The following is a 15,081-nucleotide window of genomic DNA, read 5'->3' as shown; positions in this document are numbered from 1 at the left end:
GGCGCGGTCGGCGCGGTCGGCGCGGTCGGCGCGGTGGAGGTCGAGCCGGGGGTCGTGGCGGCGGTCTCGGGGGTGGTCACCAGGCCCGAGGTCCAGTTCGACTCCTCGACCGGCCCCGTGGGCTCCGTCGGAGTGACGGCCGGTCCCGGGTCGACCTCGGGGGCGGCACCGTCGTTCGTCAGGCCGGCGATCGGGGCACAGGTGTCCCACTGCGTGGAGCCCGCGGCGAGCGCCTTCTCGGCCACCGCGATCTGCTGCGCGCGGCTGGCGAGGTCCGCGCTGGACGCGTAGGCGAGACCGCCGTACGTCTCCCAGGTCTCCTGGGTGAACTGGAGTCCACCGTAGAGCCCGTTGCCGAAGTGGGCGCTCCACAGGCCTCCCGACTCGCATTCGGCGACGCGATCCCACGTGGCGGCGTCGGCTGCCGAGGCGGAGCCCGCGCCGAGCAACGGCAGCGCGAGAGCCGATCCGGTCACGCCTGCGGCGACGACGAGGGCGGGGGCCTGGCGGGGTCTGCGGTGTCGTCCGTTCCCGGAGCGCATGCGGAGTGCCTTTCGCGTGACTGCTGAGGTGACGGTGAACGTAGCGGCATTCGAACGTCAGTCACAAGTCGATGCAGCGGAGATCACGTAAAAGTCACAGTCTTGACGGCACGTCACTTCGCAACTGTGGCGAACTCCACCGGAAGCGTGCGCAATCCGCGCATGATGAGCCCGCCGCGCCAGCGCAGATCGGCCGGATCGGCCGCAAGTCGCAGGTCCGGCAGGCGAGTCAGCAGCGTCGCCAGCGCGATCTGTCCCTCGAGACGGGCGAGCGGCGCACCGATGCAGTAGTGGATGCCGTGGCCGTACCCCAGATGCTGGTTGTCACGGCGGGACAGATCGAGGGTGTCCGGCTCGGTGAACCGCTCCGGGTCCCGGTCCGCCGCCGCGAGCACGACGAGAACCGGATCCCCCGCCGGGATCTCCTGCCCGCCGATCGTCAACGGCTCCATGGCGTACCGCCAGGTCGCCAGCTCCACCGGCCCGTCGTAGCGCAGCAGCTCCTCGACGCCGGTCTCCAGGAGGTCCCGCTCCCCCGCCGCGAGCGAGGCCTGGAGGCGTTCGCGCTGCCCCTCTTCGCGCAGCAGTGCGTAGACCCCGTTGCCGACCAGGTTGACGGTGGTCTCGAACCCGGCGAAGAGCAGGATGAACGCCATCGCGGCGGCCTCGTTCTCCGTCAGGTGCTCTCCGTGGTCGGACGCCTTGATGAGCCCCGAGATCAGGTCGTCGCCGGGGTCGAGCCGCTTGCGGTGGATCAGCTCGGCGAGATAGCCGCGCATCTTCTTCACCGACCGCGCCACCCCGCCGCGCGGCCCCCCACCGTGCCGGATCATCATCCCGGCCCAGTCCCGGAAGTCGTCCTGGTCCTCGCGCGGGACGCCGAGCAGGTCGCAGATGGCGTAGATGGGCAGCGGGAAGGCGAACTCGTGGATGAGGTCGGCCTCGCCCTTCGCCGCGAAGGAGTCGATCAGCCGGTCGGTCAGCTCCTGGACCCGCGGGGCGAACTCGGCGACCCGGCGGGGGGTGAACGCCTTCGAGACGAGCCGCCGCAGCCGTGTGTGGTCCGGCGGGTCGATGTTGAGCAGATGCGTCATCAGCTCGGCCTTGCGCTCCCCCGGGATGCCCGTCTTCCCCTTGGCGTGCGCGGACTCGGCGTGGTGCGCCGGGTTCTTGGACAGCCGCTGGTCGGCCAGGGCCTGCCGGGCGTCCGCGTACCGCGTCACCAGCCACGCCTCCACACCGCTGGGCAGCTTCGCCCGGTGGACCGGCGCGTGCTCGCGCAGCCAGGCGTAGGCCGGGTACGGGTCGGTGGCGAACTCCCAGGTGAAGAGCTCGGGGGGCGTGGTGTCGCCGGGCGCGGGGGGCTGGGCGGGGGGCTGGTCGTGCATGGTCCTGACAGTAACGGGGCCGTCCCCCGCGCCGCCCCTCCGTCAGGCCATATACGCGTCGCGCACGGTTGGTACCGAAAGGACGGTCGCACGGCGGGGGGTGTGGCCTAGATTCTCCGGAGTGGATCCCCAGTTGATCAGAAGCACGTTCGCCGTCGTCGAGCGACGTGCCGAGCATGCCGTCACCTTCTTCTACTCCCACTTATTCTGGAACAACCCGGGCGTTCGCGAGCTCTTCCCCGAGGACATGCGTCCCCAGCGCGACCGGCTCTTCGCCGCCCTGGCCCATGTGGTGACCCACCTGGAGGACCCCGCCCTCCCGGGCTATCTCGCCCATCTGGGGCGCGACCACCGCAAGTTCCTGGCCTCGCCGGCGCTCTACGCGGCCGTCGGGGCCAGTCTCGTCGCCGCGTTCGCGCACGCCGCCGGGGCCGCCTGGACGGTGGAGGCGGAGAAGGCCTGGACCGAGGCGTACGGCTTCGTCGCCCAGCAGATGAAGCGCGGGGCCCAGGAGGCGGCCCAGGCCGGGGAGCCCGCCTGGTGGGACGCCCGGGTGGTGCGGCACGAGCGGTACGACGAGGATCTGGCGCTGCTCACCCTGAAGCCCCGGCAGCCCTTCCCGTACCGCCCCGGGCAGTACGCCGGCGTCAGCTCGCTGCGGGTCCCGCGGGTCTGGCGGACGTACTCGCTGGCGAACGCGGGGCGCGCGGACGGGACCCTGGAGCTGCACGTCAGCCGGATCCGGGGCGGGGCGATGAGCACGGCGCTCGTCGACGAGGTGCGGGAGGGCGAGACGCTGCGGCTGAGCGCACCGGGCGGGGCGCTGACCTCGCGGACCGCGCCCGGCGCGCCGCGCACCTATATCGCCGCCGGCACGGGCTGGGCGCCGGTGAAGGCGCTCCTGGAAGAGGTGGCGCAGGGCCCGCGGGCGGCCGAGGGTGTGGAGGCCCGTCTCTTCCTGGTCGCGCGCGCCCGGGAGTACCTCTACGGGCGGCCGGAGGCGGAGCGCCTGCGGGAGCGGATACCCGGGCTGCACGTCACCTACATCGCCTCCGCCCCTCTCCACCCCCGCGACCAGGCGACCGAGCGGCTGGTCCTGGCCCTCCCCACCTGCGGGAAGTGGCCCGAGCACGACGTCTATCTGGCCGGGCCGCCCGGCTTTCTCGCCGAGACCCTTCCCGTCCTGGAGCACCTCGGCACCGACCCGGCGCGGATCTTCCACGACCGGCTGCCGGCCGTCGGCCGCCTCCCCACCCGTCCGGCGAGCACCGCCGAGTGGTTCATCGAGCCGCCGGAACTGCTCTGGCACGACCCGGAGGCCCGGTCCCCCCGCTGGCCCTGACGGCGCCCGTCCGAGAGGCCAGGGCCCGGCGCCGGCCCTGAATGGTGCTCGTCCGAGAGGCCCGGCTCCCGCCCCGGCTCTGAATGGTGCCCGTCCCAGAGGCCAGGCCCCGCGCCGACCCTGACGGTGCCCGGTCTAGAGGCCAGGCCGTCCGCCGCACTGACGGTGCCCGGTCTAGAGGCCAGGCCCCGCACCGGCCCTGACGGTGCCCGCCCTAGTCGACGTTCTCGACCGCGCGGATCGCGTCCCGGTAGGCCCGGGCGGCGGCCCGCAGCGCCGCCTCCGGGTCGACGCCGGCTTCCTCGGCCCGTACGGCGAGCGCGAGCAGTTCGTAGCCGATGCCCTCGCCCGCAGGCACCTCGACGTCCAGGCCCGCCGTGCGGACCCGGCCCGCCAGCTTCGCGGCGAGCGCGAGCCCGGGCTGGCCCAGCGGCACGCCGTCGGTGACGGAGTCGCGCTGCTTCTCGATCGCCTTGGTCCGCAGCCAGTGCTCCTTGACGTCCTCCGGGGTCTCGGCGGTCGCGTCGCCGAAGACGTGCGGATGGCGGTGGATCAGCTTCTCGACGATCGTCCCGGCGACGTCGTCGACGGAGAAGGGCTCCTCCTCGTCCTCCTCGGCGATCCGGGCGTGGAAGACGACCTGGAGGAGGACGTCCCCGAGCTCCTCGCGCAGCTCGACCCGGTCGCCGGCCTCGATCGCCTCGACGAGTTCGTACGCCTCCTCGATGCCGTACTTGGCGAGCCCCTCGTGGGTCTGCTGGGAGGACCACGGGCAGGCGCGGCGGATGCGGTCCATGACCTGCACCAGGTCGAGGAGCCGGGCGCCGGGCAGGTCGTACGAGCCGGGCAGCAGCTCCAGGTCGGGCATCGCGACCCGGCCGGAGCCGGCCAGCCGGGCGAGCCCGTCCGTCAGGGCCTGGTCGCCCTCGCCGGAGGGCAGGACCACGACGGTTCTGCCGCCCGCGCAGGCGTCGACGAGGTCCTGCGCGGCGGGCCGGATGTGCTCGACGGTGATCCCGGCCTCGCGCAGGTACGGCAGCTGGGGGTGGTGCTCGTCGGCGCACAGCACCCGGTCGGCGGCGCGCAGCGCCTGCCAGGCGGGCCAGGACAGCAGTCCGGGCGCCACCCGGTGGCTGGCGGTGAGCAGGATGACACGACCGGGCTCGGCGGGTGCTTCAGCGTTCACCCTTCGACCTTACGTGGAGGGCGGGGCGGCCTTTCTACGCGCCCGCTTCCGCGGCCTCCGGGGGCTGGCTGATCTGCCGCAGCCAGGCCGGGCTGAACGTCCCCAGCTGGATCTTCTCGTCGTCCCAGGCGCCGAAGCGCGGGTTCACGTCGATGCTGAGCGCCTTGGAGGCGGCGGTGAAGACCTGGGTGAGCTTCTGCTGGCCCTCGGGGGTGTTCGCGATGCCGAGCTTGGCGGCGATCTTGTTCATGAGGACCGTGCGCCGCACGACCCCGTCGATCTGGTCGGGGGCGACGCCCTGCTGCTGGAGCAGCATCGCGGCGAGCTGGTCCTCGCCCCCGCTCTGCTCGACGAATTCGGCGCGGGCCTTCTGGACCTCGCCCCGGTCGACGGTGATCCCGTTGTCCTCGGCGACGCGGTCCACCACCCGGTCGAAGATCATCACGTTCAGCTTCTCGCGGCTGAGGTCTCCGGTGGCCTTGATCAGCTGCGCGGACTGCGGGGAGGCCTGCTGCGCGGTCCGGACGTCCCGCACCTGAGCCTGCAGGCTGGACACCTCGATCCGTTCGCCGCCGACGACGGCCGCCGCCCCTGGATGGGCGCCGCTCCCGCAGGCGGAGAGCAGCGGCGCCGCGGCGAGGAGCGCGGCGGAGACGGAGAGCGCAGTGCGGCGGTGCAAAGGAGCCTCCCGGGCTGGTCGTGCATCAGTGGAACGACCTTGCGGTGATCGATGTTAGGCAGTCGCCGGGATCGGGGCCACTACTTCGGGACCACTACTTCGTGGCGACTGTCTCGACCAACGACTCACGTGTTCGGGTGGTGTCGGGTCGCGGCGTGATCGTCGCCGGGGCGTCCGTGTCCGCGTTCGTCGCCTTCACCAGGAAGTGCGGGCGCCGTTTCACCTCGTAGTAGATGCGGCCGACGTACTCGCCGACGAGTCCCAGCATCACCATCTGGACACCGGCCAGCGCCGTGACGGTGACGAGCAGCGTGACATATCCGGGGGTGTCCACTCCGTTCACCAGGGCGACACCGACGATCCAGGCCGCGTACGCCAGGGCGACCGAGACCAGCAGCATTCCCAGATAGACGGCGGCGCGCAACGGCTTGTTGTTGAAGGAGAGCAGTCCGTCGAGCCCGTAGTTGAGCAGTTTTCCGAAGCTCCATTTCGAGCGTCCCTGCTCGCGGACGGCGTTCTCGTACTCGAATGTGGTGGTGCGGAATCCGACCCAGGCGAAGAGCCCCTTGGAGAATCGGTTGTACTCGGTGAGTTCGAGGATCGCGTCGACGGTACGGCGGGACAGCAGCCGGAAGTCGCCGACGCCGTCCACCAGCTCGACGTCCACCAGGCGGTTGATCGCCCAGTAGTAGGCGCGGGCCGTCAGGGTGCGGGTCACCCGGTCGCCCGTGCGCGTACGACGGGCGATGACCTGGTCGTATCCCTCGGCGTGCAGGCGCACCATGCGGTGCACGAGCTCCGGCGGATGCTGGAGGTCGGCGTCCATGATGACGACGGCGTCGCCCTCGGCATGCCGGAGGCCGGCCAGCATCGCCGCCTCCTTGCCGAAGTTCCGGCTGAAGGACACATAGCGGGCGCGGGGGTCGGAGGCGGCGATCTCCGCCAGGAGCGGGAGCGTACGGTCATGACTTCCGTCGTCCACATAGACCAGTTCGAATTCGCCGTCGAAAGCGGAGAGTTCGGTGGTCACATGGTCGTGGAAGCGACCGATGATCTCCTCTTCGTTGAAGCACGGAACCACAATCGAGAGCAGCACGGAAGAAACGACAACCCACCGTCATGTCGTCGGCCGATTCACCACATGACCGGCAGGCGACCATTGCATGAACTGGATTGCGAGGAAAGCCTTTTCGGCTTCCGTGCTGGCATATTCGGACCATCATGAAGATCCGGACCCCCCGGGCGCCCGCCCTCGCCGCCCTTCTCACCGCGCTCGCCGTGAGCGCGGGGGACGCCGTCGCCCGTACGTTCCCCTTCGGCCCCCGCCGGCGCGGCGTCAACGACCTCGCGAACCAGTTCGTCCCGTACCACGCCCATCTGTGGGACCTGCTGCACGGCAGGACCGACGGCGGGCTGCTGCTCAACTGGCAGTCCGGCTGGGGCACCGCCTTCCTGCCCGACCTCGGTACCTATCTGGCCGGGCCGTTCGCTCTCCTCGTCGTGCTCTTCCCGCGCGAGGACATCGAGTACGCGGTCTACGCCGTCACCGTCCTGAAGATGGCCGCCGCGTCGGCGGCCATGGCGGTGACCCTGCTACGGCTGCGGCCCGGCCCCCGGTGGGCGGCGGCGGTGCTCGGCGCCTCGTACGGGCTGTGCGGCTGGGCCGTCATCGAGGCCACGTACAACCCGATGTGGCTGGACGGCCTGATCGCCTTCCCGCTGCTGTGCCTGGTGGGCGAGTGGGTACGGGAAGGCCGGCGGCCCCTGCTCGGACCGGCGGTCGTCGCCCTGTGCTGGGTCGCCAACTTCTACACGGCGTACATGGCGACGCTCGGAGCGGCGCTGGTGCTGCTCGTACGGCTGGCGGCGGCACGCGACCGGGAGTGGCGTGTTCCGGTACGGGCGATCGTGACGGTCCTGCTCGGGATCGGGCTCGCCGCCCCCGTCCTCGTACCGGTGTTCCTCGGCTCCCGGCACGCCTATCCGGGCCTGCCGAGGGAGTTCGAGCCGGCCGGCGTGCCGGACGTCCTCGCGCGGTTCCTCCCGGCGACGTACAGCTTCACGACCCCCGCCGCGTTCCTGGGCACGGGCACCCTGCTGCTCGCCGGGGCGCTCCTCTTCCACCGGAAGGTCCCGCGGCGGGAGCGGGCGCTGTGGGCCGGCTTCGCCGTGGCGGTCGCGGTGTCGTTCCAGTGGGGCCCCACCCACCTCGTGTGGCACGTCTTCGCCACCCCCAACGGCAGCCCGTACCGGCAGACCTTCGTCCTCTCCGGGGTCCTCGTCCTCGCCGCCTGGACCGGACTCTCCTACGGCCGGCCCGGCCGGCGCGCCCTGCTCGGCGGGGCGGGCGTGGTGGCGGCGGTCGCCGTGGGGGCCACGGCCAGTGATCTGGTGACGGTGTGGTCGTACCCGCTGCTCGCGGCCGGTCTCGCGGCGGCGGGCGGCGGGTTGTGGCTGGCCCGCAGGGGGCGGCATGCCGTCGTCGCGGCCGTGCTGCTGTCGGGGGCGCTCGTCGGGCAGGCGGCGGCGACCACGGCGTACGCGGACCGGGTGCGGCTCGGCCGGCTGGACGACTACCCGGCGTACGGCGCCGAGCACGAGCGCCGCAGGGAGGCGCTCGCCGCGGCCGACGGCTGGCCCGCGTACCGCACCGACTCCGGCCGCGAGCAGATCACCGGCAACGAACCGCTGCTCCTGGGCGGGCAGGGCGCCGCGTACTACAGCAGCCACACCCCGGCCGTGCTGACGGAGACGCTGGCGGCGCTCGGCGGCGGCTGGACGTCCGGCGGGCGCAATCTGCAGAGCCTGGACAACCCGGTGACGGACGCGGTGTTCGGTGTCGGTGCGCGATGGCGCGACGACCGGGTGGTGCGGACGGGCCCGGTGCTGCCGCTGGTCTCTGTACGTCCGGAGGGCGACGGCCCCCGGTACGGGGTGTCCGCCTTCCTCAACCAGGAGCGGCTGCTGGGGGCGCGGGTGTACGACCGGCCCGCCGACGGGGTCTGCCCGGTGGGCAGCGAGGTCTTTCTGTGGGCCCCCGACTTCAGAGGGACGGCCCGGCTCGGCACGGGCGGTGAGGCGGTGATGCTGAGCGGCGAACTTCCCCGACGGCGGGCGGCGATGACCTCGCTCGGGGTGCAGCGGGCGGCGGGCGCCCGGCCGGTCCTGACGGGGAAGCGGACGTGGCATCGGGTGGGCTGTCTGGACCGGAAGCGGCTCTCGGCGGCGGTGGCGGCCCTGCGGGCGACGGCGCCGACGGCGGTCGAGGTCGGCGACAGCGGCATCCGGGCCGAGCTCCCCCCGGGGACGCGCGGCACGGTCGTCGTGGCGGCGCCCCGGATCGCGGGCTGGAGCTGCGAGGGCCGCCCGGCAAAGAGCTACGGCGGCTTGGTCGCGGTCCGCGTCGACGGCTCACGCACCTCGGTGACCTGTGACTTCCGGCCGCCGGGGCTGAGGGCGGGACTGGTGACGGGCGCGGTGACCCTGGCGGCGCTCCTGGCGTGGCCGTGGGCCACGAGGCGGGGGCGCCGCCACCCGGAACGGGCGTCGAGTGTCCCGGTCCGGGGGGAGGAGCTCACGCGGACGGCGTGAGCCACCGGGCCACCACGGGCCACCACCTAGGGGGTGACGACCGCGCCGTCGTAGACGTTGCCCGGGGTGGCGACCGCCGTGATCGCCCGGGCGAGAGGCGTGGACGGCTCCTGGCCCCGGCTGGTGACATCCGTGTTGATCATGATGACGAGGGTGGCCTTCTGCGAGGGCAGATAGACGGTCACGGTCTCGTAGCCCGGGATGGAGCCGTTGTGCCCGATCCACCCGTTGGTCTCGAAGATCCCGAGGCCGTAGCTGGTGCCGGGGAAGCCGGTCGGCAGCGTCTTGAGCCGCTGCGCCTGGGTCTCGGGGCTGAGCAGTTCCCCGGTGGCGAGGACCTTGGCCCAGCGGCGCAGGTCGTGCAGTTCCGAGATCATCGCCCCGGCCGCCCAGGCCCAGCTGGGGTTCCAGTCCGTGGCGTCCGCGATCGCGCCGTTCAGCGTCTGGTCGGTGTAGCCGCGCGCGTGCGGCTCGGGGAACTCGGCCCCCTCCGGGAAGAGCGTGTGGTGCAGCTGCGCCGGGCGGAGCACGCGCTTGTGAATGACGTCGGCGAGCTTGTGCCCGCTGACCTTCTCGATCACCAGGCCGAGCAGGACGAGGTTGGAGTTGGAGTACTGGAACTGCTGACCGGGCTCGAAGGTGTTGCGGTGCCTGAAGCCGTACGCGAGCGATTCCCATGGGGTGAAGGAGCGCTTGGGGTCGCTCAGCAGGTCGTGGTTGAAGTCCGGGTCGGCGGTGTACGGGAAGAGTCCGCTACGCATCTCGGCGAGGTGGCGCAGGGTGATCCGGTGACCGTTGGGCACGCCGAGGATGTACTTCGAGATCGGGTCGTCCAGCCGGATGCGGCGGTCGTCCACGAGCTGGAGCAGCGCGGTGACCGTGAAGGTCTTGGTCTCGCTGCCGATCCGGACGAAGGTGTCCTTGAACATCGGCTCGCGGGTGACGGTGTCGGCGACACCGGACGCGCGGACGTAGCATCCCCTGCCCGGCATCCACAGCCCGACGACGGCACCGGGGATGCCCGCCTGCCGGCGGACGTCCTCGATCGTCCTGTCCAGGCGGGCCGTCAGCTCGGGGCCGAGACCGCCCGGCGGGCAGTCGCCCTTGTCGTGACCGTCGACGCTCGCGGCGCCGACGGTCGAGGCGTGGGGGGTCGAGGCGTGGGGGGTCGTGGCGTGGACGGTCGTCGCGGAAGTCGCTGCCATCGGGGCCAGCACGGACGCCGCGAGCAGCGTTGCGGCGAACAGTCTGCGGTAGGGGGTACGGCGCACGTCGGGGTGCCTCTTCCAGGTCTCGGGCTCGGGACGGCAACAACACCACCCGGGCCCGCCGTGGAGATCCCCCGGCCGGTACGCGTGCCCGCGAGTCCACTCGTTCGGAGCCGCGCCGGTCGGTGAGGCGGCCCCGGCCCGGGCCGTCGCCAAGGGCTGTCCCGTAATCCCCGGGAGACGATGCTTGTATCAAGCGTCGAGTACAAGGTGCACCGCGGCGACCAACCAAGCGATACAAGCGGGCGTGTCCAGGGGTCATGCGTGGTCCCCGTCCAGGTGGCGGCGGAGGAGGACGTTCGCGTCGCTCTCCGCGCTGCCGTCGAAGCGGACCCGAGCCGCCCGGCGCTGCTCGGCGAGCAGGGCGCACTCCAGGCAATGAGGCACAGGGGCGGGCGGGCCGCTCAGGTCCGGCACCGGCGCGTGCGGCGCGAGAGCCCGGGCGGCACGGCCGTTCGCCACTCGGACGCCGGCGGAGAGCCGCTCGGACGGGGTGGCCGGGCGCAGGTCGTCGGGGTGCGCCTGCCACTCACGGCCGCCACCGACGGGGCGGAGCATCACATAGGGGCCGGCCGGACCCCTGAACTCCCCTACCACACGAGCCACTTGGTCGTACACCAGATCTCCGCATTCCATGGATTCCGCTCCTCGGCGTGGATTACCCTCTGTGATCCGGGCACTACGAGAATGGCCCCGGATCAGGGAACGAAGAGCGCTGCGGGGCTGTACTTCCCCACGTCGCGCGGGTAGTTCCACACCTTCCACAAGGGGAGCGCGCGATGCCGGCGAGACGGGTGGTGACGGGCCGCAGCCAGGAGCCGCGCAAGCGGTTCGCGGAGGAACTGCGGCAGCTGCGGGCCACGCGGGGCGAGAGCCTGAGACGGCTGGGCGAGGTACTGGGCTGGGACTGGTCGCTGTTCGCCAAGATGGAGAAGGGCGAGACGCTGGGCGGCCCGGAGGTCGTCCAGGCGCTGGACCAGCATTACGGGACGCCGGGGTTGCTGCTGGCGCTGTGGGAGCTGGCGGTGGGGGACCCGACGCAGTTCAGGGAGAAGTACCGCCGGTACATGACGCTGGAGGCGGAGGCGATGAGCCTGTGGCACTACGGAGTCAGTACCGTGCACGGCCTGTTCCAGACCAAGGGCTATGCGCGCACCCTACTGTCGGCGGGTGGCATGAGCGGCGAGGAGCTGACCCGTCAGGTCGAAGCACGCATAGGGCGGCGTGAGCTGCTGATGACGGACAGCGCACCACCGTTCCGCACGATTCTGTCCGAGGCGGTTCTGCGCACGCCGCTACCGAACGTCGGGGAGTGGCAGGAGCAGCTGGAGCACCTGCTGACCATGAGCGAGCGCCAGAACATCACCGTCCAGGTCGTTCCGCATTCCGCCGGCCCGCATGCCCTGACAAACACGGACGTGATGTTCATGCGGCTCAATGACGGCAAGACCGTGGCCTGGGTGGAGACCGGATACTCCGGCGAGCTCGCGGAGGAAACAGCAGCCGTCGAGAGACTTCAGCTCAGTTACGATCGGGTCCGCGACCTGGCCCTTTCCCCGGTCGATACACGGAAGTTCATCATGCGGACGTTGGAGGAAGCACCGTGCGAGCCGTCGATCTGAACAACGTCACCTGGCGCAAGAGCTCGTACAGCAACCAGGACGGCGGCGCGTGCGTCGAGGTCGCCGACCACCTCCCCGCCCTCGTCCCCGTCCGTGACAGCAAGAACCCCACCGGCCCGGCCCTCGTCTTCGAGGCCGCCGCCTGGTCCTCCTTCGTCGCCGGACTCAAGGATGGCGACACGCTCGCGGCTTGAGGCGGGCATGATCGGGACTTCGTCCTCCTGCCGAACCGGCAGGGGGACGGACCCGACACATGTCCGAAGGGAACTCTCTTGCGTATTCGCCATACGCTCCGCGCCGGCGCTCTCGCCGCGGCGCTGCTCGCCACCACGCTCACCCTCTCCGCCGCTCCCGCCGGTGCCGAGACCGCCGGGGTGACGACCGAGGCCGTCTTCAACAACCCCATAGGCACCGACGCCGAGAGATGGGCCATCGTCAACCGGCAGGTCGAGCTCGTCGACGGGGCCCCGGCCGGGTCGCGGATCCGGGTGGCCATGTACTACGCCAAGGAAGGCAGCCTGCCCACGGCGCTCATCAACGCGCACGCGCGAGGTGTGCAGGTCCAGGCGATCTTCGACCACAAGGTCGTCGCCGAGAACCAGACGCCGTACAACAACCTGGTCGCCGCGCTCGGGAGTGACACGACCAAGCCGTCCTGGGTCATCAACTGCGGCGAGGGACGCGGCTGCGTGGGGACGCGCGCCATGAACGGCGTCACGGCCATCAACCACAACAAGTTCATGCTGCTGTCCGAGACCCAGGGCACGCCTCGCGTGGTCGTGCAGTCGTCCGCCAACCTGAACGACGGCCGGGACGGGACCAAGGGCTGGAACAACGCGCTCGTGCTCACCGGCAACGACGCCATCTACAACGCGTACGACGGCTACTTCGACGATCTCGCCGCTCGCCGGTCCAACAACAACTACTACGACACCGGCCGCCCGCCCCTGGCCTCCGGCAACGCGAAGATCCACTTCTATCCCCGTGCCGCGACCAGCGACTCGGTCTTCTACAGCGACCCCAGCGAGGACACCGTCAGCACGGTCCTCGACAACGTCAAGTGCTTCGGGAACTCCGTGGTCGGCACGACCGACACCCATCGCACTCGTATCCGCGTCAGCATGACGGCCTTCGCCCGCCCCTACCTCGCCGACAAGCTCGTCGAGCTCGACGCCCAGGGGTGCTACGTCGAGGTCGCCATGACGTACGACACGGCCAACTCCCTGGGGAAGGCGTCTCTGGAGAAGCTGCTCGCCAAGACGACCAACGCGTACGGCGGCGTCATCACCAAGTACTACTGCGGCAAGGACGCCACCTGGATCCACGACAAGTACCTGCTGATCGAGGGAAACTACTACAACACGCCTGACCGCAAGATCCTCTGGACCGGCAGCCACAACTGGACCACCAACTCCCTGCGGCAGAGCGACGAGACGATGCTCCAGTTGGAGGACCCCGCCCTCCACGACGCGTACGTCGCCAACTACAACAAGCTCCGCGCCGCCACCACCCACCAGCCCGCCAACGGCGACGTACCCGCGGCCTGCTGACCTGCCGGCCGGCCTGTTGACCTGCTGACGTGTTGACCTGTTGACCTGTTGACCTGCAACGCCGAAGGGGCTGGACCGCATCGGTCCAGCCCCTTCGGTCGCTGTGGACGACGTCAGTTCTTGACGGGGTCCAGGCAGAGGACGAACTTGTCCGACTGCAGCTGCTGCGCGAGGGCGACCTCGCCCACCTCGCCGCACTTCTCGACGTCGAAGGTGTTGTCGATGACCTTGACCACCTTGTAGAGGTCGGCCACCTTCTCGGTGCACGGCTTGCTGTCGACCTTGGGGTCGTTCTCCGGACCCGACACGGTGACGCAGTCGCCGGCCTCGGCGTGCACGGGAGCATCGCCCGTGATGTAGGGAACGCCGAGCTTCCAGAACAGGACGACGGCGATCGCCACGACGACACCGAGGATCTTCTTGCCGATCCCGCCCTTCTTCTTGGCGGGCTCGGCGGGCGCGATCGGCTCGCCGGGGGTGGCGGGCTGCTCGGGGGTGACGGGCGTCGGCGTAGTCATGAAGGATTCCTTGGGGACGTGTACATGATCGAACGCGAACGCTACATGTCACGGAAGGGACAAAAAGGACCCCTCCCCTCCGTTTGCCGATCAGATACGGAGTCGTGATTCTGCCGACCCGTCAGGCCCCTTCAGAGCCGTCGGAGCCCGTCAGACCCCGTCAGCCCCGTCGGACCTAGAGCCCCTCGTTCACGGCCGCGGCCCGCTGGGCCTCGAAGTTCCTCACGTACGCGTCGAACACCGCACTGTCCTCGTACTTGAGCATCGTCTCGTCGTTGTACTTGAGCGCCGTGAGCGTGTACGTGTGGCTGCCGGTGAAGACGATCTTCTTGTTCTTGCCACCGAGGTACGTGCCCTCCACCAACAGGTACTTGGTGTGCGTCCCGGTACCGCCGCGCTCGTCGTTGTAGAGCTGGTGCAGGGCGATACGGCCCTTCGCGGTGGGCTTGGTCAGCCAGCCGGCCACCGCCGTGCTCGGCGGGTTGTCGAGCTTGCGGTAGACGACCTCGACATAGCAGCCGGCGTTCGCGAGGTTCCACAGCTCCTCGGCCACCGCGGGGCGGGTGATGTGGCCCTGGGCGATCCTGATCTTCGTCCGGCCGTCGGAGGTGCCGAAGCCCGGGTCGTTGCCGTGGCAGGCCTCCTGGCCCTCGATCGGCTGGGCCACCGTCTTCAGGACGTTCACGACCACGTCGGTGGTGGAACGCGGGAAGAAGTAGACCTTGGCGACGCCCGCCTGCGTGTCGTGCGCGTAGTCGCTGACCTTCGCAACCTCACCGACAGCGGCCCCGGCCTGGTCGGCGAAGTACGCCGTGTAGGCGTCGAACAGCGCCTTGTTGCCGGCCACCGTCATCGCGTCGTTCCACCAGTCCCGGAGGTCCGACGCGGTGAGGTTTCCGGAGGACTGCACCAGGACGTTGTCCACGCCCTTGGTGCGGGAGAAGAGGAAGAACTTGTTGTGGTTGACGTTGTCGTACGTGCCGTTCGGGTCCGCGGCCGTGGTGCCCGGGTCCTTGGCGAGACAGGCCTCCTCCGGCTTGCACATCCGTACCCAGGAGTCACCCCCGGGCTGGCTCTCCACCCACTGCTTCAGGCCGGTGGTCGCCGTGCTGGTGGCATCGGCGTCGAGGACCATCTGGACGGAGACGCCCCGGGTGTGGGCGGCCTTCAGCTTCTCGGTCATCCACCCCGACTGGTACAGGTAGAGGGATATCCGGATGGTCGACTGCGGCTCCGCACCGTCGACGAGGCTCCCCAGGTGGCGGAGGATCCGCTCCTCGGCGGCCGCGTCGCCCGACGGATCGTTGAAGACGGGGCCGGTGGTCACCTCCGGGACAGGCTCCGCGCCCGACGCCGGTGTGGCCACGCAGAGGGTCCCCAGCGCGAGCGACGCGA

14 protein-coding genes are annotated in these 15,081 nt (G+C 70.7%); 5 read left to right on the top strand and 9 right to left on the bottom strand.

Annotation, left to right across the window (positions count from 1 at the left end; translation table 11 throughout):
* Together J7E93_RS22830 and J7E93_RS22825 are read right to left on the bottom strand one after the other, a co-directional pair.
* The coding region (locus tag J7E93_RS22830; protein ID WP_215071800.1) for a transglycosylase family protein at positions 1–542 on the bottom strand (542 nt) is incomplete at its 3' end.
* 113 nt (positions 543–655) lie between these two features.
* Complete coding sequence (locus tag J7E93_RS22825) at positions 656–1,930, bottom strand: cytochrome P450 (protein WP_215071799.1); 1,275 nt, start codon at positions 1,928–1,930, stop codon at positions 656–658.
* Between the two features lie 133 nt (positions 1,931–2,063).
* On the opposite strand from J7E93_RS22825, the gene J7E93_RS22820 reads away from it, so the two are divergent.
* A complete protein-coding gene (locus J7E93_RS22820) occupies positions 2,064–3,272 on the top strand; it encodes a globin domain-containing protein (protein WP_251066934.1) in 1,209 nt (402 codons plus the stop codon).
* 214 nt (positions 3,273–3,486) lie between these two features.
* On the opposite strand, the gene J7E93_RS22815 is transcribed toward J7E93_RS22820, so the two are convergent.
* The 3 genes from J7E93_RS22815 to J7E93_RS22805 form a co-directional block, all read right to left on the bottom strand.
* Positions 3,487–4,458 carry a nucleoside triphosphate pyrophosphohydrolase gene (locus J7E93_RS22815; RefSeq protein WP_215071797.1) on the bottom strand — a complete coding sequence of 324 codons (972 nt, stop codon included), beginning with the start codon at positions 4,456–4,458 and terminating at the stop codon, positions 3,487–3,489.
* A 34-nt stretch (positions 4,459–4,492) separates the two neighbouring features.
* Positions 4,493–5,137, bottom strand: a complete 645-nt coding sequence (locus J7E93_RS22810; protein ID WP_215071796.1) for a SurA N-terminal domain-containing protein — start codon at positions 5,135–5,137, stop codon at positions 4,493–4,495.
* A 94-nt stretch (positions 5,138–5,231) separates the two neighbouring features.
* A complete protein-coding gene (locus J7E93_RS22805; protein WP_215071795.1) occupies positions 5,232–6,233 on the bottom strand; it encodes a glycosyltransferase family 2 protein in 1,002 nt (333 codons plus the stop codon).
* A gap of 125 nt (positions 6,234–6,358) precedes the next feature.
* On the opposite strand from J7E93_RS22805, the gene J7E93_RS22800 reads away from it, so the two are divergent.
* Complete coding sequence (locus J7E93_RS22800) at positions 6,359–8,728, top strand: YfhO family protein (RefSeq protein ID WP_215071794.1); 2,370 nt, start codon at positions 6,359–6,361, stop codon at positions 8,726–8,728.
* Between the two features lie 26 nt (positions 8,729–8,754).
* Here the strand turns inward: J7E93_RS22800 and J7E93_RS22795 are convergent, their stop codons facing one another.
* Positions 8,755–9,999, bottom strand: a complete 1,245-nt coding sequence (locus J7E93_RS22795) for a serine hydrolase (protein ID WP_215071793.1) — start codon at positions 9,997–9,999, stop codon at positions 8,755–8,757.
* A 255-nt stretch (positions 10,000–10,254) separates the two neighbouring features.
* A complete protein-coding gene (locus J7E93_RS22790) occupies positions 10,255–10,632 on the bottom strand; it encodes a hypothetical protein (protein ID WP_215071792.1) in 378 nt (125 codons plus the stop codon).
* A 143-nt stretch (positions 10,633–10,775) separates the two neighbouring features.
* Here J7E93_RS22790 and J7E93_RS22785 point away from each other — a divergent pair, with 143 nt between their 5' ends.
* The 3 genes from J7E93_RS22785 (at position 10,776) to J7E93_RS22775 (ending at position 13,168) form a co-directional block, all read left to right on the top strand.
* Positions 10,776–11,618: a helix-turn-helix transcriptional regulator gene (locus J7E93_RS22785; RefSeq protein ID WP_215071791.1), complete on the top strand. Its 843-nt coding sequence runs from the start codon at positions 10,776–10,778 to the stop codon at positions 11,616–11,618.
* On the top strand, positions 11,600–11,812 hold the full coding sequence (locus J7E93_RS22780) for a DUF397 domain-containing protein (RefSeq protein ID WP_215071790.1): 213 nt from the start codon (positions 11,600–11,602) through the stop codon (positions 11,810–11,812). Before J7E93_RS22785 ends, J7E93_RS22780 begins: the two co-directional genes overlap by 19 nt.
* Positions 11,813–11,890: 78 nt before the next feature.
* A complete protein-coding gene (locus J7E93_RS22775) occupies positions 11,891–13,168 on the top strand; it encodes a phosphatidylserine/phosphatidylglycerophosphate/cardiolipin synthase family protein (RefSeq protein ID WP_215071789.1) in 1,278 nt (425 codons plus the stop codon).
* Between the two features lie 113 nt (positions 13,169–13,281).
* Here the strand turns inward: J7E93_RS22775 and J7E93_RS22770 are convergent, their stop codons facing one another.
* Complete coding sequence (locus J7E93_RS22770) at positions 13,282–13,686, bottom strand: hypothetical protein (protein ID WP_215071788.1); 405 nt, start codon at positions 13,684–13,686, stop codon at positions 13,282–13,284.
* A 175-nt stretch (positions 13,687–13,861) separates the two neighbouring features.
* Positions 13,862–15,052, bottom strand: coding sequence for a phospholipase D-like domain-containing protein (locus J7E93_RS22765; RefSeq protein ID WP_308368752.1), 1,191 nt, complete (start codon positions 15,050–15,052; stop codon positions 13,862–13,864).
* Positions 15,053–15,081: the final 29 nt, after the last annotated feature.

Source organism: Streptomyces sp. ISL-36 (genome assembly GCF_018614205.1).
GTDB lineage: Bacteria > Actinomycetota > Actinomycetes > Streptomycetales > Streptomycetaceae > Streptomyces.
The sequence above is the reverse complement of the archived record's forward strand: the minus strand, read 5'-3'. Positions and strand labels throughout refer to the sequence as shown.

Coding starts and splice junctions, on each gene's coding strand:
- J7E93_RS22825 (WP_215071799.1), bottom strand. CDS start 1,930: ATGCACGACCAGCCCCCCGCCCAGCCCCCCGCGCCCGGCGACACCACG.
- J7E93_RS22800 (WP_215071794.1), top strand. CDS start 6,359: ATGAAGATCCGGACCCCCCGGGCGCCCGCCCTCGCCGCCCTTCTCACC.
- J7E93_RS22790 (WP_215071792.1), bottom strand. CDS start 10,632: ATGGAATGCGGAGATCTGGTGTACGACCAAGTGGCTCGTGTGGTAGGG.
- J7E93_RS22785 (WP_215071791.1), top strand. CDS start 10,776: ATGCCGGCGAGACGGGTGGTGACGGGCCGCAGCCAGGAGCCGCGCAAG.
- J7E93_RS22770 (WP_215071788.1), bottom strand. CDS start 13,686: ATGACTACGCCGACGCCCGTCACCCCCGAGCAGCCCGCCACCCCCGGC.